This window comes from Brevundimonas sp. (genome assembly GCF_035627055.1).
Taxonomy (GTDB): Bacteria; Pseudomonadota; Alphaproteobacteria; order Caulobacterales; family Caulobacteraceae; genus Brevundimonas.
On sequence record NZ_DASPMM010000005.1, the window covers coordinates 76,056 to 100,129 of the forward strand.

The following is a 24,074-nucleotide window of genomic DNA, read 5'->3' on the forward strand; positions in this document are numbered from 1 at the left end:
CTAGAGCCGGGCCTTCACCGCCGCCACGACCGCCTCGGCCGTGATCCCGAACTTCTCGTACAGCACCTCGGCCGGAGCGCTGGCCCCGAAGCCGGTCATGCCGACGAAGCCGCCGTCCTCGCCGATGAACCGTTCCCAGCCCTGCTGGATGGCGGCCTCGACGGCGACGCGCACCGTGCCCCGGCCCAGCACCGAGGCCTGATAGGCGGCGTCCTGCTGGAAGAACAGGTCGAAACAGGGGACCGAGACCACCCGCGTCGGCGTGCCTTCGGCCTCCAGCGTCTCCGCCGCCGCCAACGCCAGCGGAACCTCCGTACCGGTGGCGAACAGGGTCGCCTTCGCCTCGCCGTTCGCCGCCTTCAACTCATAGGCGCCGCGCGCCGACAGGTTCTCCGACGCCGCCACGGTGCGCACCGCCGCCGTCTTCTGCCGCGACAGGGCCAGCGCCGACGGGGCGGTCCTGTGCTCCAGCGCCAGCTTCCAGCACTCCATGGCCTCGACCGTGTCCGCCGGACGGAAGACCAGCAGATTGGGAATGGCCCGCAGCGCCGCCAGATGCTCGACCGGCTGGTGGGTCGGCCCGTCTTCGCCCAGGCCGATGCTGTCGTGAGTCAGCACATGGATGACCCGGATGCCCATCAGGGCCGCCAGCCGGATCGACGGCCGGCTGTAGTCCGAGAACACCATGAAGGTGCCGCCGTAGGGGATCACCCCGCCGTGCAGGGCCATGCCGTTCATCGCCGCGGCCATGCCGTGCTCGCGGATGCCCCAGTTGACGTAGCGCCCTTCATAGGTCGGCGCGTCGAGGATCGGCGTGCCCTTGACGAAGGTGTTGTTCGATCCGGTCAGGTCGGCCGAGCCGCCGATCAGCTCCGGCACGGCGGCGAACAGCTCGTCCAGCGCCGCGCCCGACGACTGGCGCGTGGCCTGGGCCGGCCGGGCCTCGACCAGTTCCGCGATCTTCGCATCCAACGCCGCGAAGGCGCCCTCGGGCAGGTCGCCCTTCATGGCGCGGGTGAAGTCCGCCGCCTGCGGCGAGGCCGCCAACCGGGCCTCCCAGGCCTTGCGCGCCTTGGCGCCCCGACGGCCGACCTTGCGCCAGGCCTTTTCGACGGCCTCGGGCAGTTCGAAGGGGTCGTGCGTCCATGACAGGCCCAGCCGCGTCGCCGCCACCTCGGCCGCGCCCAGCGCCGCGCCGTGCGTCTTGTGACTGCCTTCCATGGTCGCCGCGCCACGCCCGATCTTGGTCCGGCAGGCGATCAGGGTCGGCTTATCCTGACGCACGGCCCACTTCAGCGCCGCGCGGATCTGGTGCTCGTTGTGGCCGTCGATGGCCTTCACCGCCCAGCCGGCCGACTTGAAGCGCGCCTTCTGGTCCGTGGCGTCCGACAGGCCGACCTTGCCGTCGATGGTGATCTCGTTGTCGTCCCACAACACCGTCAGCTTGTTCAGCCGATAGCGACCAGCCAGCGTGATCGCCTCCTGCGACACGCCCTCCATCAGGCAGCCGTCGCCGGCGATGACCCAGGTCCGGTGATCGACCAGATCGTCGCCGAACCGCGCCGCCAGATGACGCTCCGCCATGGCGAAGCCGACCGAATTGGCCAGACCTTGGCCCAACGGCCCGGTCGTCGTCTCGACGCCCGGCATATGGCCGAACTCCGGGTGGCCGGCCGTCTTCGAGCCCCACTGGCGGAAGTTGGACAGCTCCTCCTTGGTCGCCGCCTTGTACCCCGTCAGGTGGAGCAGGGCGTAGATCAGCATCGAGCCGTGGCCCGCCGACAGGATGAATCGATCGCGGTCGGCCCAGTCCGGGCGGCTGGCGTCGAACTTGAGAAACTTCGAGAACAGCACCGTCGCCACGTCGGCCATGCCCATCGGCATGCCCGGGTGGCCGCTCTTCGCCTTTTCGACTCCGTCCATGGCCAGGACGCGAATGGCGTCCGCCATCTGCTTCGGCGTGGCTTTTTCGGATACGGTTGTGGCGTCGGTCACGGGGGGACCTTTCGTCGGGAGGCGGAAAAAGGGAGGCGCGCCGCTTTACCCCGACGCGCCAGCGGGTTCTATACGGATTCTGGAGGAAGTGACCTGCATGGACGCTGCATCGGCCGCCAAGGACCGGGTTGATCGCGCTCTGGCGCTGCTCGAACGCCGCCTGCTCGACCTGAAGAGCCGCGCCGCCGGGGCCGGCCGCGCCCCGGACGACGACCTGTTTGCGCCCCAGCCGTCCAGCGAGACCGACCGCATCCGCATTCACGAGCTCGAATCCGCCGGCCGCGACGCCGCCGAGGTCCTCGCCCGCGCCGCCGACGCCATCCGCGACAGCCTCGCCGAACAGGAGGCCCGCTGATGGCGACGGTCACCGTCGAGATCAACGGCCGGCCCTACGCCGTCGGATGCGCGGACGGGCAGGAAGAGCGCGTGCGCATTCTGGCCAAACAGTTCGACGGCCACGTCCGCCAGGTGGCGGGCGAGGTCGGCCATGTCGGCGACATCCGGCTGTTCCTGATGGCCGGGCTGTTGCTGGCCGACGAACTGCACGAGGCGCGCCTGGCCGTCGCCGAGCCGGGCTCGGCGGCCGCGGCGGCTCCCGCCCCGGCCTCGGACGGCGTCGCCGAGGCGCTGAACGCGGTCGCCGCCCGTATCGAGAAGATCGCCCAGGGATTGTAGGCCGCCGGCCGCCCCAAGCCTGTCGGATTTGTCATTTGCCGCGATGTATTAGCGCTTATACATCTCGCCCATGCCTCACTCGCTGCGCACCCATGGCGTTCTCCTCCGCCGCCTGATCGACCATCTGGACGGGGCGGTGGAGCAGAGCTACGCCCTGGCCGGCCTCGACTATCGCCCTCGATTTACGCCGATCCTGCGCGCCCTGCTCAACAGCGGACCGGCGACGCTGCGAGCCCTTTCAGACCGCACCGGCGTCACCCATTCCGCTATCAGTCAGACGGTGGCCCAGATGGGCAAGAGAGGCTGGATTTCGGTCCAGACGGGCAGGGATGGCCGTGAGCGGATCGTCGGCCTGACCCCTTTCGCCATGCAACGCCTGCCCGCCCTGGAACGCTGCTGGGCCGCCACTGAGGCGGCGTCGGCAAGCCTCGACGACGACATCGGCCAACCCCTCGCCGAGGTGCTGGGCCGGGCCCTTGAGGCGCTCGACCGCCGTCCGTTCGCCGACCGCCTCGCGGCGGCTGCCCATAACCCCGGAGACAACCCATGAGCCGAACCCGCCTCCTCCTGTCCGTCTGCGTCCTCGCCTGCCTGGCCGGGTCTCCGGCCCTGGCCCAGCGGGCCGCCCCCGAGGCGGTCGCCCGCATCGAGGCGGCCCCCGCACTGACGGCGGTGCACCGCGCCGCCGCCGTGGCCGCGATCGTCGAGGCCGTCGAGGCGCGCTATGTCTTTCCGGACCGCGTCCCGGCGATCCGCGACCGCCTGAATGAAGGGCTGGCCGGCGGACGCTACGACACCGTGGACATGGGGGTCTTCGCCCAGCGGGTGACGGCCGACCTGCGGGAGTCCAGCGGCGACGGGCACATGTATCTGAACCACGCGCCCGCCCAGTACGCCGCAGCCGCGGGCTCGGACGCCGAGACGGAGGACAATCCGGCGCTTCAGGCCATCTGGGCCGCCGCCGCCCGGCGCAGCAACCACGGCCTCGGCGAGATGCGCATCCTGCCGGGCAACGTGCGGTATCTGCGCATCAGCCAGTTCCACTGGGTTCAGGACCGCAGCGGCCAAGCCTATGACGACGCCATGCGCTTCCTGCGCGACGGCGACGCCCTGATCATCGATCTGCGCGGCAACGGGGGCGGGGACCACGCCGCGGTGCGCTACCTCCTGAGCCACTTCATGAAGCCGGACCAGCTGGACATGACCTTCCTCGAGGCGGGCGAGGAGCCGGTGCAGTCGCGAACCCTCGACCACCTTCCCGCGGGCCGCCTGACCGGCAAGCCCCTCTATGTGCTGACCAGCCGTCAGGTTGGCTCCGCGGCCGAGGCCTTCGCCTACAGCGTGCAGAAGTTCGAGCTCGGAACCCTGGTCGGCGGAACCACGGGAGGGGCGGCCAACAACAACACCTTCGTTCCGGTCGCCCCCGGATTCATGCTCAGCGTCTCCTACGGCCGTCCTGTCCACCCGATCACAGGCTCCAATTGGGAGGGGACGGGCGTCGAACCCGACGTGGCGGTCGATGCCACCACGGCGCTTGAGACGGCGACCGCCCTCGCCCTCGAAACCCTGCTCGCCCGCCTTGAGGCCGATCCGGTCGATCGGGCCGGCTGGGAATGGGCCCAGGTCGCCGCGGCGGCGCGGGCGCGGCCGGTGAGCATGGCCGCGGAGCGGTTGCAGGCCTTGGCCGGAAGTTACGGCGGGCGGACCATGGTCTTCGAGGAGGGCGGCCTCGTCTGGCGGCGCGCCAACGGCCCGGCTGCGCGCCTCATTCCCCTGACGGACGACGGCCTGTTCATGGTCGAGGGCTCCGAGGACCGCGTTCGCCTGCGCCTGACCGGGGATGCGCTCGAAATGCAGCGCATGGACGATCCGTCCCCGGCGCGTTTCCCGAGGGACTGAGCCGCGGCCATTGTTCTGCCCCCGGGGAGCGACTATCTTGCTCCCCGGCGGGTCCTGCTGCGGCCCTCGTCGAAGGCAACATTTCCTCGCGACCTTAATTCACTCGAAGGGAGCTGTCCCTGATCAGGCCCGTGGGCCTGGGCACACGGCGCCCACCTGGCTACCCAGGTCGAGAGGATTTAAACGCCCTTCACGGTTCTTGCGGCGCCGCCACCCTATCCTTCTTTGTGCGCTACCGCTCGCCGCGCGGCGGCTCGCTGCTTGAGCGCACCGTATCCTCCCCGTCGCAAAGCGAAGGATGGGGGAGGGGTGAAGCGGCGCCCTCGCTGGCCGCCCTCCGATGCGCTACCTCTTCCTCCATGACGGACAAGCACGAACTCCGGGCAGCCATGCGCGCCACGCGCAAGCGTCTGTCCGGGCTGGATTCGGAGGCCTCCCTCCGCGCCGCCGAGCACGCCGACGACCTGCCTCCCGGCGAGGTGGTCGCGGTCTATCGCGCCATCGGCTCCGAGATCGACGCCGACGCCCTGTCCCTGGCCCTTGCCCGTCAAGGCCGTCGGCTCTGCCTGCCGGTGGTGATCGAGCGCGACGCTCCGATGATCTTCCGCCGCTGGTCGCCGGGCGAGCCGCTGGAACTCGACGTCGCCGGCGTGCCCGCGCCCCTGCCGCTGGCCGAGGCGGTCACGCCCGATCTGATCGTCACTCCGCTTCTGGCCTTCGACGCGGCCGGCGGACGGCTCGGGCAGGGGGGCGGCTATTACGACAGGACCTTCGCCGCCATGCCCGAGGCGACCCGCGTCGGCTTCGCCTATGCCGGGCAAGAGCTCGAAAATCTGCCGGTTGAGGTGCACGACATCCGGCTGCATGGCGTTCTGACCGAGAGGGGCTATAGAGCCCTCGCATGAGGCGGATCGTATGAGACTGGCGTTTTTCGGCGACGTGGTGGGCAAGTCCGGCCGCGACGGCCTCAGCGATCACCTGCCTGCCCTGAAGCGCGACCTCAAGCTCGACTTCGTGGTGGTCAACGCCGAGAACGCCGCCGGCGGGTTCGGCATTACGGAGAACACCGCCCGCGAGCTGTTCATGGCCGGCGCCGACTGCCTGACCCTCGGCAACCACAGCTGGGACCAGCGAGAGGCCCTGACCTATATCGTGCGCGAGCCGCGCCTGATCCGCCCGCTCAACTATCCCCGGCTGATGGACGCCCCCGGCGCCGGGGCGAATCTGTTCGAGACGCATTCCGGCAAGACCGTGCTGGTCATGAACGTGCTTGGCCGCGTCCACATGGACGCCGTCGACGACCCCTTCGGCGCCGTTGAGAAGGAACTGGCCGCCTGTCCCCTGGGTATGGCCGCCGACGCCGTGATCGTCGACATCCACTGCGAGGCTACCTCCGAGAAGATGGCCATGGGTCATTTCTGCGACGGCCGCGCCAGCCTGGTGGTCGGCACCCACACCCACGTGCCCACGGCCGACTGCCAGATCCTGACCGGCGGCACCGCTTACCAGACCGACGCCGGCGCCTGTGCTGACTACGACTCCGTCATCGGCAACGAGAAGGAAGAGCCCCTGCGGCGCTTCACCACCCGCCTGTCCGGCGGCCGCTACACGCCGGCCCACGGCCCCGCCACCGTCTGCGGGGTCTATGTCGAGACCGACGACCGCACCGGCCTCGCCCTGCGGGTCGAGCCGATCAGGGTCGGGGGGCGTCTGAGCCAGTCGGTGCCTGCCGTGACCTGAGCCGGCGGGCGCCTGGTCTCAGTCCGGCGCCGTCCAGGCCTGCAGTTCGGCGACCTGTTTCGACCGTACGTCGATCTCCGCCTGCGCCAGATGCCGGATTTCCGGGTTCTGGGAGCGGGCCAGCGTGTCGACGGCGAGGGCCATGGCGGCGCGATGCTGCTCGATCATCCCGGCCACGAAGGCGGCGTCGGCCTGCTCGCTCGCGGGTCTCGCATCCGGGGCGGCGGGGCCGCTGACCGCACCGTCCTTCACCAGCGCCGCCTGCCGTTCGGCCGAGGCGTCGCGTAGCGCCTGTTCGACCGGATCGCCGCCGCCCTTGCAGGCCGGGAGGCCCAGCGCGAGGGCGCACAGGACGACCGCAGTGAGGCGCATCAGGCCTTCCCTTCGATCCAGTGAGGCAGCCAGCTCTCGTGCATCTCGCGCAGGTGGTCGAGGGGCAGGCGGAACAGGTCGCCTTCCGGCCCGCCCGAGGCGAAGTCCCGCCCCTTGGCCCGGCCCACGACGCTGGCGTGGACGCCCGCCACCTGCGCGGCCGCGACGACGTCCGTCGCCTCGGGCACGGCGACCAGATAACGCGCCTGGTCCTCGCCGAAGAGCAGGATATGGGCGTGCGTCGCCGAGCTGGCGTCCAGCTCCACCCCGACGTCGGAGGCCAGCGCCAGATCCGCCGCCGCGCCGATCAGGCCGCCGTCGGACAGGTCGTGCACGACGGTCAGCTCGCCGGCCTCGATCAACCCGCGCACGAAGTCGCCGGTCTTTCGCTCCAGCACCAGGTCGACCGGCGGCGGCGCGCCCTCTTCGCGGCCCAGAACCTCGCGCAGGTAGATCGAGGAGCCCAGTTCGCCGACCGTCTCGCCGACCAGCACCAGCACGTCGCCCTCGGTCATGCCGCCGAAGCCGGTGACCACGTCGTAGTTGGGCAGCAGGCCGACGGCCCCGACGGTCGGAGTCGGGGGAATGGCCGCGCCATTGGTCTCGTTGTAGAGGCTGACGTTGCCGCTCACGACCGGAAAGTCCAACACCCGGCAGGCCTCGGCCATGCCGTCGATGGCGCGGACGATCTGGCCCATGATCTCGGGCCGCTGCGGGTTGCCGAAATTGAGGTTGTCGGTGATGGCGATGGGGCGGCTGCCCACGGCGGTCAGGTTGCGCCACGCCTCCGCCACCGCCTGTTTGCCGCCCTCGTAGGGATCGGCCTGGACGTAGCGCGGCGTCACGTCCGAGGTCATGGCCAGACCCTTGTCCGTGCCGTGCACCCGCACCACCCCGGCGTCGGCGCCGGTGGCGGAGTCCTGCAGGGTGTCGGCCATGACGTGGCGGTCGTACTGCTCCCAGATCCAGCGCTTCGAGGCCATGTCGGGGCAGCACAGCACCTTGATCACCGCGTCGACCCAGCTGTCCGGCGCGGGCACCTCCTTCGGATCGAGGCGCGGCTGCAGCGCGGGTTGCACCCACGGCCGGTCGTACAGGGGCGCGTCGTCGAACAGCGGCGCGAGCGGCACGTCGCACACCGTTTCGCCGCGATGCTTCAGCACCAGCCGGCCGGTGTCGGTGGTCATGCCGATGACCGCCGCGTCCAGTCCCCATTTCTTGAAGATGCGGTAGCCGTCTTCCTCGCGGCCCGGTTTCAGCACCGCCAGCATCCGCTCCTGGCTCTCCGACAGCATCATCTCATAGGCGGTCATGCCCTCCTCGCGCTGGGGCACGGCGTCCATGTTCAGCTCGATGCCGACCTCGCCCTTGCCGGCCATCTCGACCGACGAGGAGGTCAGGCCCGCCGCGCCCATGTCCTGGATCGCCGCCACGGCGCCCGAGGCCATCAGCTCCAGCGTCGCCTCGATCAGCAGCTTCTCGGCGAAGGGATCGCCGACCTGCACCGTCGGCCGCTTCTCATCCGAATCCTCGTCGAACTCGGCCGAGGCCATGGTGGCGCCGTGGATGCCGTCGCGACCGGTCTTCGACCCGAAATAGACCACCGACAGCCCCGGCGCCGGGGCGGCCGAGTAGAACAGGGCGTCCGCCTTGGCCACGCCCACGCACATGGCGTTGACCAGGATGTTGCCGTTGTAGCCGGCGTGGAAATTGGTCTCGCCGCCCACCGTCGGCACGCCGACGCAGTTGCCGTAGCCGCCGATGCCCGAGACCACGCCCTTGACCAGCCGCTTCGTCTTCTCGTGCGACGGATCGCCGAAGCGCAGGGCGTTGAGCAGGGCCACCGGCCGCGCGCCCATGGTGAAGACGTCGCGCATGATGCCGCCCACGCCTGTCGCCGCGCCCTGGTAGGGCTCGATGTAGGAGGGGTGGTTGTGGCTCTCCATCTTGAAGATGCAGGCGTCGCCGTCGTCGATGTCGATGACCCCGGCGTTCTCGCCCGGCCCGCAGATGACCCGCGGTCCCTTGGTCGGGAACTTCCCGAGGTGGATCTTCGACGACTTGTAGGAGCAGTGCTCCGACCACATCACCGAGAACACGCCCAGTTCGACCTGGTTGGGTTCGCGCCCCAGCCGGTCGAGGACGACCTGATACTCGTTCGGGGCCAGGCCGTATTCGGCGGCCAGTTCGGCCATGGTCTTTTCGGGAGCGCTCATGGGCGCGCCTTCTAGCCGCAGTCGGGCTCCCTGTCAGCCGTTCGCGGCGGAACATCGCCCCCGCCCCGCCATTGAGTCGGCGTGAAGCCAACGGAGGCCCTCATGACGGACCAGCCCATCGACCCCGCCGCCACGCCGCAAGACCCGGACGCGCCGGATATCGCCGCCGACGATGTGGGCGCCAGCGCCGCCGCCGAGCGCGCTTCGAAACACGCCGCCAATGATGACGCGGCGGAGAACGACTGATGGCCAACACGCCCGCCCACACCGACCCGACGCCGTCGGACCACCAGCAGATGGACCGCTCGAACGATCCCGAGGTCACCCGCGCCATGGATGAGGCGGCGCCGGAGCTGGCCATGACCAGCCGCCGCCAGCGCCTGACCGGCTCGGCCGTCGGCGTCGGCAGCGTAGGCTTCGACGAGGCCGGGGCCTTCGACGTCGGCGATCCGCACGCCGATCCGCGCGAGAACCCCGAGGCGGACTAGGCCGCGGTGGTCCGCTCGACGCCCGGCCTCAGGCGGAAGGTCAGGATCACCGCCGCGACCAGCACCGCTACGGCCGCGGCCAGCGCCACATAAGCCAACGGCGTGTTCCGTTCCTGCTCGGCCACGAAGGCGCCGAGCAGGCCCCACGAGACGGGCAGGGCAAAGGCCATCATCCGCAGCCGGAAGGTGATCGCCACCGCCGCCAGCGCCACGACCGCGATCGCCAACATCGCCCACGCCGTCGGACTCAGGGCCGCGGGCAGGGCCTCGTTACCGGTCGCCACCGTCAGCAGGTTCACGGGTGCGGCCACCGTCAGCCACCCCGCCAGCAGCGCCAGCGGCCAGACCACCAGCCATCGGTCCCGCTCGGTCCGGCCCAGGGCGCGGATGGCGTCGGCGTTGTGCAGCAGCGGCAGCAGCAGGGCGAACAGCGAGCCGAAGATCAGCACCACCGTCGCCGGCTCCCAGTCGAACGCGGCCGCGACCACCCACCAGCCGATGCCGAGGAAGGCGACTGCCGAGGGCCAGCCGAAGCGGTGGATCAGCAGGCTCTCGCCCGTCTGGCGCAGCGCCTGCCTGACCGCGTAAGCGAGGATTCCCAGGTAGATCAGGGCCCAGATCGAGAAGGCGTAGCCCGCCACCCGCAGCGTCGCGTCGCTGTCGGCCGAGAACTCCGCCGGCGACTGTCCCCAACCCAGAAGCTGCTGGGACTCTCCCACGACGACCGCGAACACGGCGCTGGCCAGCACGATCAGCCGCCGGGTGATCTGGGCGGGCGTGGGGCGGACGATCGAGGACATGCGGGGCTCCTTGCGGCGAGGACTGTCTCTACGCACCGCTCCCGCGAAGGTTCACCGCTCCGGAACCCGGGCATCGGCGCGGGGTTGTTTCCACAAAGGAGACCGTCATGGCCGAAGCTGACAACCGCCCCGAAGAGAGCCCGAATTTCGAGACCGACACCGTGCAGGCGGATCGCGCCCGCGAGCAGGGCCTCGGCCTCGGCGAACGCGAGCTGAACGCCCAGCGCGATCCCGGCGGCGTCCGCACCGCCGACGAGGATCCGACCATGGAGGACGGCGCCTCGCTCAACGCGGACGACGACGACGCGCTCGACCAGTCGATCGGCGTCCAGGGATCGGCTGACGGCGAGCTTCGCCGCGCCGACGACGTCTAGGGCTGCACCCGCGCCGGGTTGCCCGTCGCCATGGCTCCGGCCGGGACGTTGCGGGTCACCACCGCCCCGGCCCCGATGATGGCGTCGTCGCCGATCGTCACGCCCGGCAGGATCAGCGCCCCGCCGCCGATCCAGACGTTGAAGCCGATCGTGATCGGGCGGCCGAACTCCACTCCCGCGGCCCGCTCGGCGGCGTTGCGCGGATGGTCCGCGGCCAGGATCTGCACGCCCGGCCCGATCTGGGCGCCGTCGCCGATGTCGACCTCGCAGACGTCGAGGATGATGCAGTTGAAGTTGAGGAAGACGTTGCGGCCCAGCCGAATGTTGTAGCCGTAGTCGCAGTGGAACGGCGGCCGGATCACCGCGCCCTCGCCGACCTCTCCCAGCCGCTGCCGTAGCAGGTCCCGCCGCTCGGCCGGCGTGGCGGCCAACGAGGCGTTGTAGCGCGCCATCCAGTGCCTGGCGGCGGCCTGGTCAGCCTGAAGCTCCGGGTCGCCCGGATCGTACGATAGACCCGAGATCATCTTCTGGCGTTCGCTCATGAACATGGCCGGCCCCCGCGCGAGATCAGGCGAGTTCGGCCGCATCGGCCCGTCCGGTCAAGTCCGGCGTATCAGGCGGCGGCGAAGACGCTGCGGAACAGGGTCGCGCCGTCGGCGGAGCCCAACTCGTCCTCGAAGGCCCGGTCCGGGTGGGGCATCATGCCCAGGACATTGCCGCGCGCGTTCTGGATGCCGGCGATGTCGGCCACCGAACCGTTCGGATTGTCCACGTAGCGGAACACCACCTGGCCCTCGCCTTCCAGCCGGGCCAGGGTCTCGGCGTCGGCGAAGTAGTTGCCGTCGCCGTTGCCCTGGGTCATCACCACCTCGCGCTGGCCCTGATAGCCGGCGGTGAAGCGGGTCTGGCCGTTGGCGACGGTCAGGCTGATGGGCTTGCAGACGTATTTCAGCCCGGCGTTCCTGAGCAGGGCGCCCGGCAGCATCCCGGCCTCGCACAGGATTTGGAAGCCGTTGCAGATGCCGACCACGGCCACGCCCTTGTCAGCAGCTTGCTTCACCGCCTGCATCACCGGCGACTGCGCCGCCATCGCCCCGCAGCGCAGGTAGTCGCCGTAGGAGAACCCGCCCGGGAGGACGATCAGGTCCAGCCCCTTGGGCAGTTCAGTCTCCTGGTGCCAGACCATGTCGACGGCTTCGCCCGTCGAGCGTTCGATCGCGACCTTGCAGTCGCGGTCGCAGTTGGACCCCGGGAAGACGATGACGGCTGCGCTCATGGGCGCGCCTCTAGCATCGTTCGGAGGCGATGTCAGGGCGCCGGGTCAGCCTTGACCGGTGTTCTCGTACGTCGCCGTGATCGAGGCCTTGGCCAGCGTATGGAAATGCAGGTTGAAGCCGAACACCGCGCCTGAATTGTCCGGGGTCACATCCAGCTTCTCGGTGTCCACGGCGAAAACCGTGAAGATGTAGCGGTGCGGCCCGTGGCCGGGCGGCGGCGCGGCTCCGCCGTAGCCGGTCTCGCCGAAGTCGGTGCGGCCCTGCACCGACCCCGCCGGCATGCCCCGGCTCGACGCCCCGCTCGCCAGTTCGGTCACATCCGCGGGGATATTGGCCACGGTCCAGTGCCAGAACCCCGAGCCCGTCGGCGCGTCCGGATCGAAACAGGTGACCGCGTAGCTCCTTGTCCCCTTGGGCGCGCCCGACCATCCCAGATGCGGCGAGGTGTTGCCCCCGGCATGGACCTGCGCGTCCGGAAGCACGCCGCCGTCGGTGATGTCGTTCGAGCTGAGGGTGAAGGTCATGGCGGTTCCTGTGGGTAGTCTAGGACCCAGAACGTGCAGGTGCAGCTGAGGGTCCGGAGGGCGGCGACGGCCGCGCACACGTGGTGGCTGCGGCCTCGACGAAGCGGGCGACCGGCTGCGGCGGCGGCGCCAGGCCGAGATCCGTCCTGGCGATCTCCAACATTTGCGCGGCGATGGTCCTGGAGATCATCAGATCGGCGTCGAGGACGGACAGGTGGGTGGCGGCTTGCGCCCGGTCGGAGGCGGTGACGCCGGGAAAGTCAGCAACCCTGGCGGCGAAGAGATGATCGCGCATCACGAACTGCCGCTGGAACAGGGCCTCGAAGCCCCCGTAGAGACGCGAATAGGCGATCAGGCGATGACGCGGCAATTCCTCGGCCGCCCCCGAAGCCAGGGTGGAACGCCACACCGCGCTGGTCCACGGCCGCGAGGTCAGGCCGAGACGGACGGGGGAGGGTTCGCCGGCCCGTACGGCGGCGGCCATCCGGACGACCCGGGCTCTCCGGCAATCCGCATAGGCGACGACCTCGGCGGCATGGAGCAGGCTGGTCTCGACCTCGACGCTGAGCGCCGCCTCGGCGGCTTGGGTGCGCTGCCGCGTCGCCCAGGCCTCGCCGCCCCGGTCCACGGCGAAAGCCAGCAGCACCCCGACCACGACGATGAATATCTCCCTCGACATGCCCGGCCCGTCCGAGAACGCCGCCAGCCAGGCGGAGCGGCGTTTCGGCGAGTCTGCAGGGGCTTCCGGTCCGGCTTCCGTCATTCGGTTCTTCCCGTGGCGATGGCGGCCAGCTCCGCCATCAGCTCATCGAGCACCCGCGGCCGGGCCGGCGTGGCGTTCAGGGCGATCGTCAGCCCCGACGGCCACAGCGCGAACAGGGCGGAGACCGACAGGTCTGGTTCGTTCAGCAGCCCGTTGTGGGCGAGCACGCGCCGGCCGGGCGGGCCACGATACTGATAGCCGAGGCCGTAGAAGGGTTCGTCGTTCTCGCGCTCCGTCAGCCAGGCGCGGGTGCGTGGTCCGTGCCCCGCCCGCTCGGGTCTCAGCTGGTCGGCGAAGCGGGCGTAGTCCGAGACGGAGATCGTCCACCCGCCGGCCCCGGCTCGCGGCGTATCCGGAAACATCGGGTTCAGCCGGGCCGTCGTGACCCGCGCCGGCTCCAGAACCGTGCGGCGGCAGTGGCTTTCATAGTCCTCGCCGGCCGCCGTCTCGATGACATAGCTCAGCAGGACGTAGCCCTGGTTGGAATATTCGTACCGGGCCCCCGGCTCGAACTCCAGCGGCGCGGCGAACACCCGCCTGACCTGTTCCTCCAGCGCGGACTGCATGCCCGGCCGCCACTCGGTGCGCCGGGTCGTGAAGGGGAGGCTGCGGGGAATGCCGCTGCGGTGGCTGAGGATCTGACCCAGGGTGACGCCGGCCAGCCTCGGGTCGCGCGGCTCGCCGGCCCGCGCGGCGAACCCCGCCAGCGCCTCGCCGACCGTCGTCTCATAGTCCAGTCGGCCCGCGTCGATCAGGCGCGCAGCGCACAGGGCGGTGATCGCCTTGGACAGGCTGGCGACCGGGGCCGCGTCGTCGATCCCGCGTCCGCCGAAGCCCGTTCCACCGGCGGCCTGTCCGCGAAACCGGATCGCGATGGCGCCTTGCCGGACATCATACGCCTGCGCCCAGCGTGTGAAGGCCGCTTCCATGGCGGCGGCCCGCTGGGAGACCGTCGCCGGGTGCAGCGGGCGCGGCCGGGCGGCCGCGGCCGGACCGAACGCCAGCGTCAGCGCGCCGGCCAGGATGACGATGAGACGCCTCATCCTTCACCTCCCCGATTGCGGGCAGGATGACTGAGGAACCGGTGTTCCGCTAGTGCGTCGCCTGCTTGGCGGCCGGCGTGAAGGCGCGCTCGTCCATCAGCCCGCCGGCCAGCGCCGCCGCGAAGATGACGCAGCCGGCCAGCACGAAGAGGGCGATGGCCAGTTTCAGGCCCCGCTTCACGCGACCTCGATGCGGTAGCTTTCGATCACCGTGTTGGCGAGCAGCGTCTCGCACATCTTCTTCGCCTCGGCGGCGGGATCGGCGGCGGCATCGAGGTCGAACTCGATCAGCTTGCCGACGCGCGCGTTGGCGACGCCGGCCCAGCCGAGGCCGTGCAGCGCGCCCTCGACGGCCTTGCCCTGAACGTCCAGCACGCCCGACTTCAGGAAGACGTGAACCTTCACCTTGGCCATCAGTGCAGTCCCCCCTGAATCACGGTCGGCATGTCCTTCATGATGCCGAGGCGGCGGGCCACCTCGGTGTAGCTCTCGATGACGTTGCCGAGGTCGCGGCGGAAGCGGTCCTTGTCCAGCTTCTCGCCGGTGGTGCTGTCCCACAGGCGGCAGGAATCGGGGCTGATCTCGTCGGCCAGCAGGACGCGCGAGAAGTCGTTCTCCCACACGCGGCCGAACTCGATCTTGAAGTCCACCAGGGTGATGCCGACGGCGCCGAACATGCCCGACAGATAGTCGTTGACCCGCACGGTCATGGCCAGGATGTCGTCCAGCTCCTGGGTCGAGGCCCAGTTGAAGGCCGTGATGTGCTCCTCGGTGACCATCGGGTCGTTGAGCTCATCCTTCTTGTAGTAGAATTCGATGATCGAGCGGGGCAGGGGCGTGCCCTCGTCGATGCCGAGGCGCTGGCTCATCGAGCCGGCGACGATGTTGCGGCACACCACCTCCAGCGGGATGATCTCAACCTCGCGGATCAGCTGCTCGCGCAGGTTCAGCCGCTTGATGAAGTGGTTGGTCACGCCGATGCCGTTCAGGCGCGACATGATGAATTCGCTGATGCGGTTGTTGATGACGCCCTTGCCCTCAAGCTGGGCCTTCTTCTCGCCGTTGAAGGCGGTGGCGTCGTCCTTGAAATACTGGATAAGCGTGCCGGGCTCCGGCCCCTCGTAGAGGATCTTGGCCTTGCCCTCGTAAATCTTCTTGCGCTTGACGTTCATCATCTCGGGTCCGGGCGGGGCCTCGCCAGAAACGAAAATCGCGCGGCCAGCACGGTGGTCTGGGCGGCGCGATCCGGAATCGGGCGGGCGGGAGAATTGGTCGGCCCTCCCTTACCGGAAGCCGCGCTACGACACAAACGGCGGCCTGTGTTGAACCGTCAGGGTTTCCGTTGCGTTCGGCTCCGGGGGAGCTATAGACCTGCTCGACCGCGGCCACGATTTGGGCCGCCTGACGGAGCCTGCAGACGCCCATGACGACCTTCGACGATCGGGAAAAGGGCTATGAGTCCAAATTCGCCCTCGATCAGGAACAGGAATTCAAGGCGATCGCCCGGCGCAACAAGCTGCTGGGGCTGTGGGCGGCCGAGAAGATGGGCCTGTCCGCGGACAGCGCCGAGGAGTACGGCCGCGCCATCGTCAAGGCCGACTTCGAGCAGCCGGGCGAGGAAGACGTCTACCGGAAGGTCGCCCAGGACCTGGAAGGCGCCGGCCTGACCGTCTCGGAAGGCGAAATCCGCCGCAAGATGGATGAACTGGCCTCTGTCGCCCGCGAGCAGATTCGCAACGGCGAATAAGCGGCTCCGCCCACGAAGAAAGGCCGCGCCTTTCGGCAGCGGCCTTTCCGGACGGACCGATTGGGGACGATCCGCCGCCGGCGCCGGGTGGGGGAGAGCGGCGCCGTATCTGAACGCGCCCTAGCCGGGCGCCAGCACCGTATCGATTCCGTGGATCACCCCGTTCGAGGCGGTCAGGTCCGCCTCCGCCACCTTTGAGGTCCCGCCCGCGGCGTCGGTCAGGCTGATCGAGCCGTCGGCGTTGGTGCGGGCGGTCAGGGTCCCGCCCTGCATCGTCGTCAGGGCCATGGAGCCGCCCGCCGCCTGTATCCTTTGCACGAGGGCGGCGGAGCCGAGCCGGCCGGGCACGACATGGTAGGTGAGCAGCCGGCGCAGGTCGGCCTGGCCTTCCGGCCGGGTCAGGGCGTCGCGCCGCTCCGCCGGGACCTTCTCGAAGGCGGCGTTGGTCGGCGCGAAGACGGTGAACGGCCCGGCTCCATCCAGGGTGTCGGCGACGCCCGCGGACTGCAGGGCGCTGACCAGGGTGGTGAAGTCGGGGTCGCGCTGCGCCAGCTTCAGGACGCTGTCCGATGCGGACAGCGCCGTGGCGGGTGCCGGCGCGGGGGCGGCCCGCTCCGGCGGCGCGTCCCGGTCGCAGGCCGAGAGCGCCAGCGTCGCCGTCGCCAGCAAGGTAAGCCCAGGGCGGATCGAGATCATCGCGCATCCCCTCTGCGGCGCCGCCCTCCCGGCGGCCCCACAGACGGATATGGCTCAGCCTGAAAAAGGATGCATCGATGCGGCGTTTTTCCGCACCGGCGGTCGGCGAGCGCGGCTAGCCGAGGGCTCGCGCCAGCACGGCCCAGGCCTCCGCCTTCCGCTCGAACGGCCGGGCATGGGCGGGGCTGGAGGAGGGCAGGTCGATCAGCTCCACGTCCCGTACTCCGGCCAGCACCGCCCGCCCCAGCCGCGCCGCCGCACCGCCGTTGAAGGCCACGGCGCGCAGTTCCGGCAGGCTGGCCGCCAGCCGGCGCAGATCCGCCGCCTCAGGCCGGCGGATGGCCGCATCGAGACTGCCCGGCCGTTCGGCGCTGGCGATCACGTCCCACAGGCCGACGCCCGCCGCCTTCAGCGCCGCCAACCGGCCGTCATAGGGCAGGGCGGCCAGCTCGCGCCCGATCACGCCGCCGATCAGCCGCCAGAAGGCGTTGCGCGGGTGGGCGTAATACTGCGCCGCCCTCAGCGAGGCGTCGCCCGGCAGGCTGCCGAGGATCAGCAGCCGCGTGTTGGCGTCGACGACGGGCTCGAAGGCCTGTTTGCGGGTCACGCGGTTCCGAAGACCCGCGCGAACACCGTATCGACGTGCTTGGTGTGGTAGCCGACGTCGAACAACGCCTCGAGCTGGGCCTCGGGAAGGGTCACCCGCTCGTCGGCCCTGAGGAAGTCGAGGAAGCGCCCTTCGCCGCGCCACACCTTCATGGCGTTCTCCTGCACGGCGGCATAGGCGTCTTCGCGGCTCACCCCCGCCTGCGTCAGGGCCAGCATCACCCGCTGCGAATGCACCAGACCGCCCAGCAGGTTCAGGTTCTTTTCCATATTGGCCGGATAGACGTTCAGCCGCTCGACCACGCCGGCCAGCCGGTGCAGGGCGAAATCCAGGTGGATGGTCGCGTCGGGGCCGATGCCGCGCTCGACGGAGGAATGGCTGATATCCCGCTCATGCCACAGGGCGACGTTCTCCATCGCCGGGACCACAGCCGAGCGCACCAGCCGCGCCAGACCGGTCAGATTCTCGGTCAGGATCGGGTTTCGCTTGTGCGGCATGGCCGACGAGCCCTTCTGGCCCTTGTCGAAGAACTCTTCCGCTTCCAGCACCTCGGTGCGCTGCAGGTGGCGGATCTCCACCGCCAGCCGCTCGACCGACGAGGCGACCACGCCCAGCGCCGCGAAGAAGGCCGCGTGCCGGTCGCGCGGGATCACCTGGGTCGAGACCGGCTCGACCTGCAGGCCCATCTTGTCGGCGACATAGGCCTCGACCGCCGGATCGACGTTGGCGAACGTGCCGACCGCGCCGGAAATGGCGCAGGTGGCGATCTCCTCCTTCGCCGCAAGCAGGCGCCGCTTGGCGCGCTGGAACTCGGCATGATAGCCGGCCAGCTTCAGGCCAAAGGTCACCGGCTCGGCGTGGATGCCGTGGCTGCGGCCCACGCACGGCGTGAATTTGTGCTCCTTCGCGCGGGTCTCCAGCGCCGCCAGCACCCGGTCGGTCCCTTCGACCAGCAGGTCCGCCGAGCGCGCCAGCTGCACCGCGAAACAGGTGTCCAGCACGTCCGACGAGGTCATGCCCTGGTGCAGGAAGCGGGCCTCGTCGCCGACGATCTCGGCCACATGGGTCAGGAAGGCGATGACGTCGTGCTTGGTCGTCCGTTCGATCTCGTCGATCCGGTCGGCGTCGAACACCGCGTCCTTGCCCTTGGCCCAGATCGCCTCGGCGGCCTCGGTCGGGATGACGCCCAGCTCGGCCATCTTGGTGGCGGCGTGCGCCTCGATCTCGAACCAGATCCGGTACTTGGTCTCCTGCGACCAGATATCGACGGCGGCGGGGCGGGAATAGCGCGTGATCATGGGCGCGGGGTGTCGGTCCCGCATGGCCGCGAGTCAAGCGCAGCTTGTCGCCGGAGCCTCCGAACTCGGTCTCGCAGGCATGGCGGCGCGGCGCTGCGCGCTTTAATCCTGCCCGGCGACGGAGGGACTCATGGAACTGATCATCGGACCGCGCCTGTATTCGACCTGGTCGCTGCGCCCGTGGCTGGTGCTGAAGCGCTGCCAGGCCGACTTCACCGTGCGCGAGATCGACATCTACTCGCCCGACGGCCAGGCCGAGCTGGAGCGGATCTCCCCCTCCCGCCTCGTGCCCCTGCTCAAGGTCGAGGGCGAGACCCTCTGGGACTCCATGGCCATCTCGGTCTGGTGCGCCGAACGCTACCCCGAGGCGCGGCTCTGGCCCGCGGACGCCCACGCCCGCTGGCTGGCGCGCTCCGCCGCCTGCGAGATGCACGGCGGCTTCGTGGGACTGCGGACGGACTGCGGCATGGGCCCGGACCACACCATGGTCGGCCCGGACCGCTCGCCGCCGCCCAGGGGCGAGGCCGTGGAACGCGACATCCGCCGCATCGTCAGCCTGTGGAAGCAGATGCGCGGCCGCTTCGGCGGCGGCGGACCGTATCTGTTCGGGGAATGGTCCGTGCCCGACGCCTTCTACACGCCCGTCGCCGCCCGCTTCCGGCATTTCCAGATCGATCTGACGGCCCATGGCGACGACGGCTCGGCCGCCGCCTATCGTGACGCCCTGCTGACCCAGCCGGACTTCCTGGAGTGGTCGGCGGAGGCGTTGCGTTAACCCCACGCCGGAACTCGGCCTTAAGACAACGCTGGTATGTCTGGACCCCGAAACGCGCAGATGCGTTCAGGGTCAGCCATGTCGATGCCCGTGCAACAGCCGCAAACCCGACGCCCCAGCCTGATGGTCTATGGGGTGCTGATCGTGGTCGCCTGCTGCCTGCCGGCCCTGCTGCTGGCCGGGCTCTAGCCGCCGGCCGTCGGGACCGAGGCGACCTCGAGCGTCTGCACCGGCGCGGGCGGCACATAGTCCAGCGCCAGCGGCACCAGGGTCGCCCCCGACGCCACGGCGTCCAGCGTGTTCAGCGGCCGCCCGTTGAGGCGCTGGTAGATCCAGTAGGCCGCCACGACCTTCTCCACATATTCCCGCGCCTGCGGCACATCGATGGTCTCGATCAGCAGCAACGGATCGGCGTCCTGCCCCAGCTTGCGCACCGCCGCCACCATCGGACCCGGGCCGGCGTTGTACGAGGCCGCCACCCTCAGCAGGTCGCCGTTGATGGCCGGCATGGCCAGCACCTTGTTGACATAGGCTTGGCCGAGGCGGGCGTTGACCGAGGGGTCGAACAGCCGGTCAGGGTCGGAGACGAAGCCGCGGTCGCCGGCCAGTTCCGCCGCCGTGGTCGGCATCACCTGCATCAGGCCGTAGGCCCCGACGGGCGAGCGCGCCCGGGCGTTGAAGTCGGTCTCCTTGCGGGCGATGGCGTAGACCAGCGAGCGCTCGATGGTGAAGCCGCCCTCGGGCGCGATCTCCGGCTGCGGGTAGCGGTCCGCGTCGATGCGGCGTCCGTCGTCGCTGACGCCCATGACGCGCGGACCCAGCGCGCGGCCCAGCGCGGCCCACAACTGCCGCCCGCGATCGGTCAGGGCTGAACGCAGGCCGGTGCGCAGTTCGTCGCGCGCGTCGGTTCCGCGGCCGACCTCGGAATAGGCCACCGTGCGGCGGGCCCGGTCGTCGGAGCGGATGAAGGCGTTCAGTTCATCGGCGTCGATATCGCCCGGCTCGTCCGGCTGCCAGGCGGCGCGGTGCAGGGTGGCCGACTGATAGGGCGTCGGCCCCAGATTCTCGATCGTCGGCTCCTCGCCCAGCTGGCGCAGGGCGATCTGGCCGTAGAAGGTGGCCGGCCAGGCGGCGGCGCGGCGCAGCAGCGGCTGCACCCGATCCTGCTGACTCGAACGGCCGGCGGCCCGCGCCGCCCAGAACGCCGCTCCCGAACGCACCCAGCCGTCCTCGGTAGGATCGTCCAGCACCCGCTCGAAGGCGGTGGCCGCCCTGGCGTATTCGCCAAGCCGGTACTGCGCCAAGCCGACCACCCACCAGTCGCCGATCTGCTCGCCGAGCGTGACCGCCCCGCTCAGATCGTCATGGTTCAGCGCGATCCGCGCCGCCTTGGTGGGGTCGTCGGCCGAGGCGCCGCCGCCGGCGGCCACCACGCTGGACCAGGTCCGGCCGCTGACGCTGGAGGGCCGTTTCGGCTCCGGCGCGCCATCCGGGCGGCGGCGCAGGGCGAGGTTGTAGGCGCGCGGCGCGCACGGCAGGTCGGAATAGTCCTCCAGCCACGCCGCCAACTCTTCGTAGGTGGCCGAATAGTCCGGGTGGAACAGCCGTTCGAACTCGACCTGTCCCAGCAGGACGCGGTCGTTGGCCTGACGGGCCGAGGCGCGGGCGGCCTCAAGATCTCCGCGGCGCAGGGCGTCGAAGGCGGTGGTGTAGCTGAGGCGGTCGGCGGGGCTCAGGGCGGAGACGGCGCGGCGGCCGTCTTCCTCGGCGTGCGCCGGCAGGGCGGCGCCGAGGCACAGGGCGAACGCCAATGCGGTCGTCGGCGCGAAAATCGCGCGGCGGAAATCAAGCGGCACTGAGGCGGCCCCCCTTGGAGCGTCATGCGGATCGTCTCGACTCGATCCACCCGGCGCTGTTCGTTCGGTCGTCAGGCCAGAAAGGCGCCACTCGCCCCGGCCCATGTCAAGAAGTGACCCCTTTTTGGGGCGGTTTTGCGTCGCGGGGGTTAACGAGCTTGGCCGTTCAGCCGCCCCGACAGAGCCAGCATGTCCGCCCAGGCCTGCCGCTTGGCTATCGGCTGGCGCAGCAGGAAGGCCGGATGCAGCGTCGGCAACGCCGGGGCCGAGACGCCGCCTTCCGCCAGCCGCCACTCGCGCCACTGGCCTCTCAGCTTCATGATCCCTTCGTCGACGCCGAGCACCGACTTGGACGCCGCGGCCCCGACCAGCAGCACCGCCTTCGGCTTCAGCAAGGCGAAGGCGCGCTCCACGAACGGCGCGCAGACAGCCTGTTCGGCCGGGGTCGGCGTGCGGTTGCCGGGCGGCCGCCAGAACACGGTGTTGGTGATGAACACCCGGCCCTCCAGCCCGGCCTCGGCCAGCATCCGGTCCAGCAACTGCCCGGCCTTGCCGACGAACGGCTGGCCGCGCGCATCCTCCTCGGCGCCCGGCCCTTCGCCGATGACCAGCACCTCGGCCTCCGGATTGCCGCGCGCGAACACCGACTGCCGCGCGCCCAATCCCCGCAGCGGGCAGCCCTCGAAGGCGGCGATCGCCTCGCCCAGCGCCTCCAGGGTATCCGCGCCCGCCGCCAGCCTTCGCGCCTCCGCCAGCGCGTCCGAAGCGTCGACCACCGGCGTCACCGCAGCCGTCGCCTTGGCCACCGCCTTCACGGCGGGCGGCGGCTGCACATGCGTCCGGTCGACCGGCGCCTCGCCGTAGCAGGCGTCCACCCCTGCATCCCGCCAGAAGGCGAGCAGGCTTTCGGTTGCGGCGGTGTCGAGGCTGGGCGGTGTCATGGGCGGTCCGCTCAGGGATAGTCCTTGACCACCCTTGCGTCACCTTCGGATAAGCGGAAAACCACAAGACCCTGACGACGACGAGGAATTCAGCCATGGCCGAAGACGCTATCGAAGGCGGCGCCACGAACGCCTGGCAGGAAGCTGTGATCGACAACCTCCCCCCCGCCGAGGCGTTGGCCGGGGTGGAACGCGAGGTGATGGAGTACGACGTCGTCATCGTCGGCGGCGGCCCCGCCGGCCTGGCCTCCGCCATCCGCCTCAAGCAGCGCGCGACCAAGGACGGCAAGGACATCTCCGTCGCCGTGCTCGAGAAGTCCGCGGAGATCGGCGGTCACATCCTCTCAGGCGCCGTGATCGACCCGCGGGCCCTGACCGAGCTGTTCCCCGACTGGAAGGAACGCGGGGCCCCGCTGGAAACCCCGGTGACGAAGGACCGCTTCCTCGTCCTCGGCCCGCAGGGCGAGGCCTCCCTGCCGATGTTCCTGCTGCCGCCGCTGATGCACAACGACGGCTGCTACATCGCCTCCTTGGGCAACCTGTGCCGCTGGCTGGGCGAACAGGCCGAGGCCCTGGGCGTCGAGGTCTATCCGGGCATGGCCGCCAGCCATGTGGTCTGGGACGAGCCGACAGGCCGGGTGAAGGGCGTCGTCGCCGGCGTCTTCGGCATCGACCGCCACGGCAAGCCCACCGGCGAGTTCCAGCCCGGCATCGAACTGCACGGCAAATACGTCTTCATCGCCGAGGGGGTGCGCGGCTCGCTGGCCAAGACCATCATGGCCCGCCACAATCTGTGCGACACGGCCGAACCGCAGAAATTCGGCATCGGCATCAAGGAGTTGTGGCAGGTCCCGGCCGAACGGCACCAGTCCGGCCTGGCCCAGCACACCACCGGCTGGCCGCTGGACGAGAACACCGGCGGCGGCAGCTTCATGTACCATTTCGGCGACCGCTACGTGGCCATCGGCTACGTCGTGCACCTGAACTACAGGAACCCTTGGCTGTCGCCGTTCGACGAGTTCCAGCGCTTCAAGCACCACCCGTCCATCGCCGAGCATCTGGAGGGCGGGACGCGCATCTCCTACGGCGCCCGGGCCATCACCGAGGGCGGCTTCCAGTCGGTGCCGAAGCTGTCCTTCCCCGGCGGCGCGCTGATCGGCTGCTCGGCCGGCTTCGTGAATGTCCCCCGCATCAAGGGCAGCCACAACGCGATGAAAACCGGCATGCTCGCCGCCGACTGTGCCTATGACGCCGTCATGGCGGGCCGGGCAGGGGACCGGCTGGTCGAGTACCAGACCGCCTATGAAAACAGCTGGGTCTATCAGGAGCTCAAGCGCGTCCGGAACGCCAAGCCCCTGCTGACCCGCTTCGGCACCTCCATCGGCGGCGCGCTCGGCCTGTTCGACATGTGGTTCCAGACCCTGTTCGGCGGCCTGTCGCTGTTCGGCACCCTCAAGCACAACAAGACCGACGCCGCCTCGACCGAGCCCGCCTCGAAGCACAAGCCGATCGTCTATCCCAAGCCGGACGGGAAACTGTCCTTCGACAAGCTGTCCTCGGTGTTCGTCTCCAACACCAACCACGCCGAGGACCAGCCCGCCCACCTCAAGCTGCTCGATCCCTCGGTGCCGATCCGCGTCAACCTGCCGAAATACGGCGAGCCGGCCCGACTCTACTGCCCCGCCGGCGTCTACGAGGTGGTCTATGGCGACGAGGCCGCGAAGACCGATCCGCGCTTCGTCATCAACGCCCAGAACTGCGTCCACTGCAAAACCTGCGATATCAAGGATCCCACCCAGAATATCGATTGGTGCGTGCCCGAGGGTGGCGGTGGGCCGAATTATCCCAATATGTGACGGGAGAACACGACGTCTTCTCCCGTCACATACCGGCGGAAGCCGGCATCCGCCATCGATGGCAGATGCCGGCCTTTGCCGGGATGACGGATTTGGCATGCGGCCATGGCGCCCTTATTTAAGGGTAGCGGA

General features: G+C 70.0%; 29 protein-coding genes and 1 other RNA gene. 13 read left to right on the top strand and 17 right to left on the bottom strand.

Annotated features, from left to right (window positions below):
• Positions 1-1,950: a transketolase gene (tkt, locus tag VEA98_RS01965; RefSeq protein WP_324810711.1), complete on the bottom strand. Its 1,950-nt coding sequence runs from the start codon at positions 1,948-1,950 to the stop codon at positions 1-3.
• Positions 1,951-2,092: 142 nt separating this feature from the next.
• Here tkt and VEA98_RS01970 point away from each other — a divergent pair, with 142 nt between their 5' ends.
• The 7 genes from VEA98_RS01970 to VEA98_RS02000 all read left to right on the top strand — a co-directional run bounded on the left by VEA98_RS01970 (position 2,093) and on the right by VEA98_RS02000 (position 6,309).
• The gene (locus tag VEA98_RS01970; protein WP_324810651.1) at positions 2,093-2,350 is read left to right on the top strand and encodes a hypothetical protein; all 258 of its coding nucleotides are present in this window, start codon (positions 2,093-2,095) and stop codon (positions 2,348-2,350) included.
• Positions 2,350-2,670: a cell division protein ZapA gene (locus VEA98_RS01975; protein WP_324810653.1), complete on the top strand. Its 321-nt coding sequence runs from the start codon at positions 2,350-2,352 to the stop codon at positions 2,668-2,670. The genes VEA98_RS01970 and VEA98_RS01975 overlap by 1 nt, the downstream gene beginning before the upstream one ends.
• 70 nt (positions 2,671-2,740) lie before the next feature.
• Entirely contained in the window at positions 2,741-3,220 is a 480-nt protein-coding gene (locus VEA98_RS01980; protein ID WP_324810656.1) for a MarR family winged helix-turn-helix transcriptional regulator, read from the top strand.
• On the top strand, positions 3,217-4,569 hold the full coding sequence (locus VEA98_RS01985; RefSeq protein WP_324810658.1) for a S41 family peptidase: 1,353 nt from the start codon (positions 3,217-3,219) through the stop codon (positions 4,567-4,569). The genes VEA98_RS01980 and VEA98_RS01985 overlap by 4 nt, the downstream gene beginning before the upstream one ends.
• Before the next feature lie 51 nt (positions 4,570-4,620).
• A non-coding RNA gene (ssrS, locus tag VEA98_RS01990) (6S RNA) lies at positions 4,621-4,781 on the top strand.
• A 147-nt stretch (positions 4,782-4,928) separates the two neighbouring features.
• Entirely contained in the window at positions 4,929-5,474 is a 546-nt protein-coding gene (locus VEA98_RS01995; RefSeq protein ID WP_324810659.1) for a 5-formyltetrahydrofolate cyclo-ligase, read from the top strand.
• Positions 5,475-5,484: 10 nt separating this feature from the next.
• Positions 5,485-6,309: a TIGR00282 family metallophosphoesterase gene (locus VEA98_RS02000; RefSeq protein WP_324810661.1), complete on the top strand. Its 825-nt coding sequence runs from the start codon at positions 5,485-5,487 to the stop codon at positions 6,307-6,309.
• A gap of 18 nt (positions 6,310-6,327) precedes the next feature.
• Here the strand turns inward: VEA98_RS02000 and VEA98_RS02005 are convergent, their stop codons facing one another.
• A complete protein-coding gene (locus tag VEA98_RS02005) occupies positions 6,328-6,681 on the bottom strand; it encodes a DUF305 domain-containing protein (protein WP_324810663.1) in 354 nt (117 codons plus the stop codon).
• On the bottom strand, positions 6,681-8,897 hold the full coding sequence (gene purL / locus VEA98_RS02010) for a phosphoribosylformylglycinamidine synthase subunit PurL (protein WP_324810665.1): 2,217 nt from the start codon (positions 8,895-8,897) through the stop codon (positions 6,681-6,683). The genes VEA98_RS02005 and purL overlap by 1 nt, the downstream gene beginning before the upstream one ends.
• Before the next feature lie 102 nt (positions 8,898-8,999).
• Here purL and VEA98_RS02015 point away from each other — a divergent pair, with 102 nt between their 5' ends.
• Positions 9,000-9,143, top strand: coding sequence for a hypothetical protein (locus VEA98_RS02015; RefSeq protein WP_324810667.1), 144 nt, complete (start codon positions 9,000-9,002; stop codon positions 9,141-9,143).
• On the top strand, positions 9,143-9,385 hold the full coding sequence (locus tag VEA98_RS02020) for a Tat pathway signal protein (RefSeq protein ID WP_324810669.1): 243 nt from the start codon (positions 9,143-9,145) through the stop codon (positions 9,383-9,385). Before VEA98_RS02015 ends, VEA98_RS02020 begins: the two co-directional genes overlap by 1 nt.
• Here the strand turns inward: VEA98_RS02020 and VEA98_RS02025 are convergent.
• The gene (locus VEA98_RS02025) at positions 9,382-10,185 is read right to left on the bottom strand and encodes a hypothetical protein (protein WP_324810671.1); all 804 of its coding nucleotides are present in this window, start codon (positions 10,183-10,185) and stop codon (positions 9,382-9,384) included. The genes VEA98_RS02020 and VEA98_RS02025 overlap by 4 nt on opposite strands.
• 107 nt (positions 10,186-10,292) lie before the next feature.
• On the opposite strand from VEA98_RS02025, the gene VEA98_RS02030 reads away from it, so the two are divergent.
• A complete protein-coding gene (locus VEA98_RS02030; protein ID WP_324810673.1) occupies positions 10,293-10,559 on the top strand; it encodes a hypothetical protein in 267 nt (88 codons plus the stop codon).
• On the opposite strand, the gene VEA98_RS02035 is transcribed toward VEA98_RS02030, so the two are convergent.
• The 8 genes from VEA98_RS02035 to purC form a co-directional block, all read right to left on the bottom strand.
• Positions 10,556-11,107 (bottom strand): sugar O-acetyltransferase, encoded by a 552-nt coding sequence (locus VEA98_RS02035; RefSeq protein WP_324810674.1) that lies wholly within the window; start codon positions 11,105-11,107, stop codon positions 10,556-10,558. The two genes, VEA98_RS02030 and VEA98_RS02035, sit on opposite strands and share 4 nt — an antisense overlap.
• Before the next feature lie 65 nt (positions 11,108-11,172).
• Positions 11,173-11,835 carry a phosphoribosylformylglycinamidine synthase subunit PurQ gene (gene purQ, locus VEA98_RS02040; RefSeq protein ID WP_324810676.1) on the bottom strand — a complete coding sequence of 221 codons (663 nt, stop codon included), beginning with the start codon at positions 11,833-11,835 and terminating at the stop codon, positions 11,173-11,175.
• A gap of 45 nt (positions 11,836-11,880) precedes the next feature.
• Positions 11,881-12,360, bottom strand: coding sequence for a YbhB/YbcL family Raf kinase inhibitor-like protein (locus VEA98_RS02045; protein WP_324810678.1), 480 nt, complete (start codon positions 12,358-12,360; stop codon positions 11,881-11,883).
• A 19-nt stretch (positions 12,361-12,379) separates the two neighbouring features.
• Positions 12,380-13,123: a hypothetical protein gene (locus VEA98_RS02050; protein ID WP_324810680.1), complete on the bottom strand. Its 744-nt coding sequence runs from the start codon at positions 13,121-13,123 to the stop codon at positions 12,380-12,382.
• Entirely contained in the window at positions 13,120-14,166 is a 1,047-nt protein-coding gene (locus tag VEA98_RS02055; protein ID WP_324810682.1) for a serine hydrolase domain-containing protein, read from the bottom strand. The genes VEA98_RS02050 and VEA98_RS02055 overlap by 4 nt, the downstream gene beginning before the upstream one ends.
• Before the next feature lie 49 nt (positions 14,167-14,215).
• A complete protein-coding gene (locus VEA98_RS02060; protein WP_324810684.1) occupies positions 14,216-14,347 on the bottom strand; it encodes a hypothetical protein in 132 nt (43 codons plus the stop codon).
• Positions 14,344-14,580, bottom strand: a complete 237-nt coding sequence (purS, locus tag VEA98_RS02065; RefSeq protein ID WP_324810686.1) for a phosphoribosylformylglycinamidine synthase subunit PurS — start codon at positions 14,578-14,580, stop codon at positions 14,344-14,346. Before purS ends, VEA98_RS02060 begins: the two co-directional genes overlap by 4 nt.
• Positions 14,580-15,338 carry a phosphoribosylaminoimidazolesuccinocarboxamide synthase gene (gene purC / locus VEA98_RS02070; RefSeq protein WP_324810713.1) on the bottom strand — a complete coding sequence of 253 codons (759 nt, stop codon included), beginning with the start codon at positions 15,336-15,338 and terminating at the stop codon, positions 14,580-14,582. Before purC ends, purS begins: the two co-directional genes overlap by 1 nt.
• Positions 15,339-15,589: 251 nt before the next feature.
• On the opposite strand from purC, the gene VEA98_RS02075 reads away from it, so the two are divergent.
• Positions 15,590-15,913 carry a DUF1476 domain-containing protein gene (locus tag VEA98_RS02075; RefSeq protein ID WP_324810688.1) on the top strand — a complete coding sequence of 108 codons (324 nt, stop codon included), beginning with the start codon at positions 15,590-15,592 and terminating at the stop codon, positions 15,911-15,913.
• A gap of 120 nt (positions 15,914-16,033) precedes the next feature.
• On the opposite strand, the gene VEA98_RS02080 is transcribed toward VEA98_RS02075, so the two are convergent.
• The 3 genes from VEA98_RS02080 to purB all read right to left on the bottom strand — a co-directional run bounded on the left by VEA98_RS02080 (position 16,034) and on the right by purB (position 18,514).
• Positions 16,034-16,609, bottom strand: coding sequence for a fasciclin domain-containing protein (locus tag VEA98_RS02080; protein WP_324810690.1), 576 nt, complete (start codon positions 16,607-16,609; stop codon positions 16,034-16,036).
• A 115-nt stretch (positions 16,610-16,724) separates the two neighbouring features.
• Positions 16,725-17,216: a DNA-deoxyinosine glycosylase gene (locus VEA98_RS02085; protein ID WP_324810692.1), complete on the bottom strand. Its 492-nt coding sequence runs from the start codon at positions 17,214-17,216 to the stop codon at positions 16,725-16,727.
• Entirely contained in the window at positions 17,213-18,514 is a 1,302-nt protein-coding gene (purB, locus tag VEA98_RS02090) for an adenylosuccinate lyase (protein WP_324810694.1), read from the bottom strand. Before purB ends, VEA98_RS02085 begins: the two co-directional genes overlap by 4 nt.
• A gap of 130 nt (positions 18,515-18,644) precedes the next feature.
• On the opposite strand from purB, the gene VEA98_RS02095 reads away from it, so the two are divergent.
• A complete protein-coding gene (locus VEA98_RS02095) occupies positions 18,645-19,289 on the top strand; it encodes a glutathione S-transferase (RefSeq protein WP_324810696.1) in 645 nt (214 codons plus the stop codon).
• A gap of 185 nt (positions 19,290-19,474) precedes the next feature.
• On the opposite strand, the gene VEA98_RS02100 is transcribed toward VEA98_RS02095, so the two are convergent.
• Positions 19,475-21,100: a lytic transglycosylase domain-containing protein gene (locus VEA98_RS02100; RefSeq protein ID WP_324810697.1), complete on the bottom strand. Its 1,626-nt coding sequence runs from the start codon at positions 21,098-21,100 to the stop codon at positions 19,475-19,477.
• A 194-nt stretch (positions 21,101-21,294) separates the two neighbouring features.
• On the bottom strand, positions 21,295-22,086 hold the full coding sequence (locus tag VEA98_RS02105) for a uracil-DNA glycosylase (protein WP_324810699.1): 792 nt from the start codon (positions 22,084-22,086) through the stop codon (positions 21,295-21,297).
• Between the two features lie 200 nt (positions 22,087-22,286).
• On the opposite strand from VEA98_RS02105, the gene VEA98_RS02110 reads away from it, so the two are divergent.
• Positions 22,287-23,942, top strand: a complete 1,656-nt coding sequence (locus VEA98_RS02110; protein WP_324810715.1) for an electron transfer flavoprotein-ubiquinone oxidoreductase — start codon at positions 22,287-22,289, stop codon at positions 23,940-23,942.
• Positions 23,943-24,074: the final 132 nt, after the last annotated feature.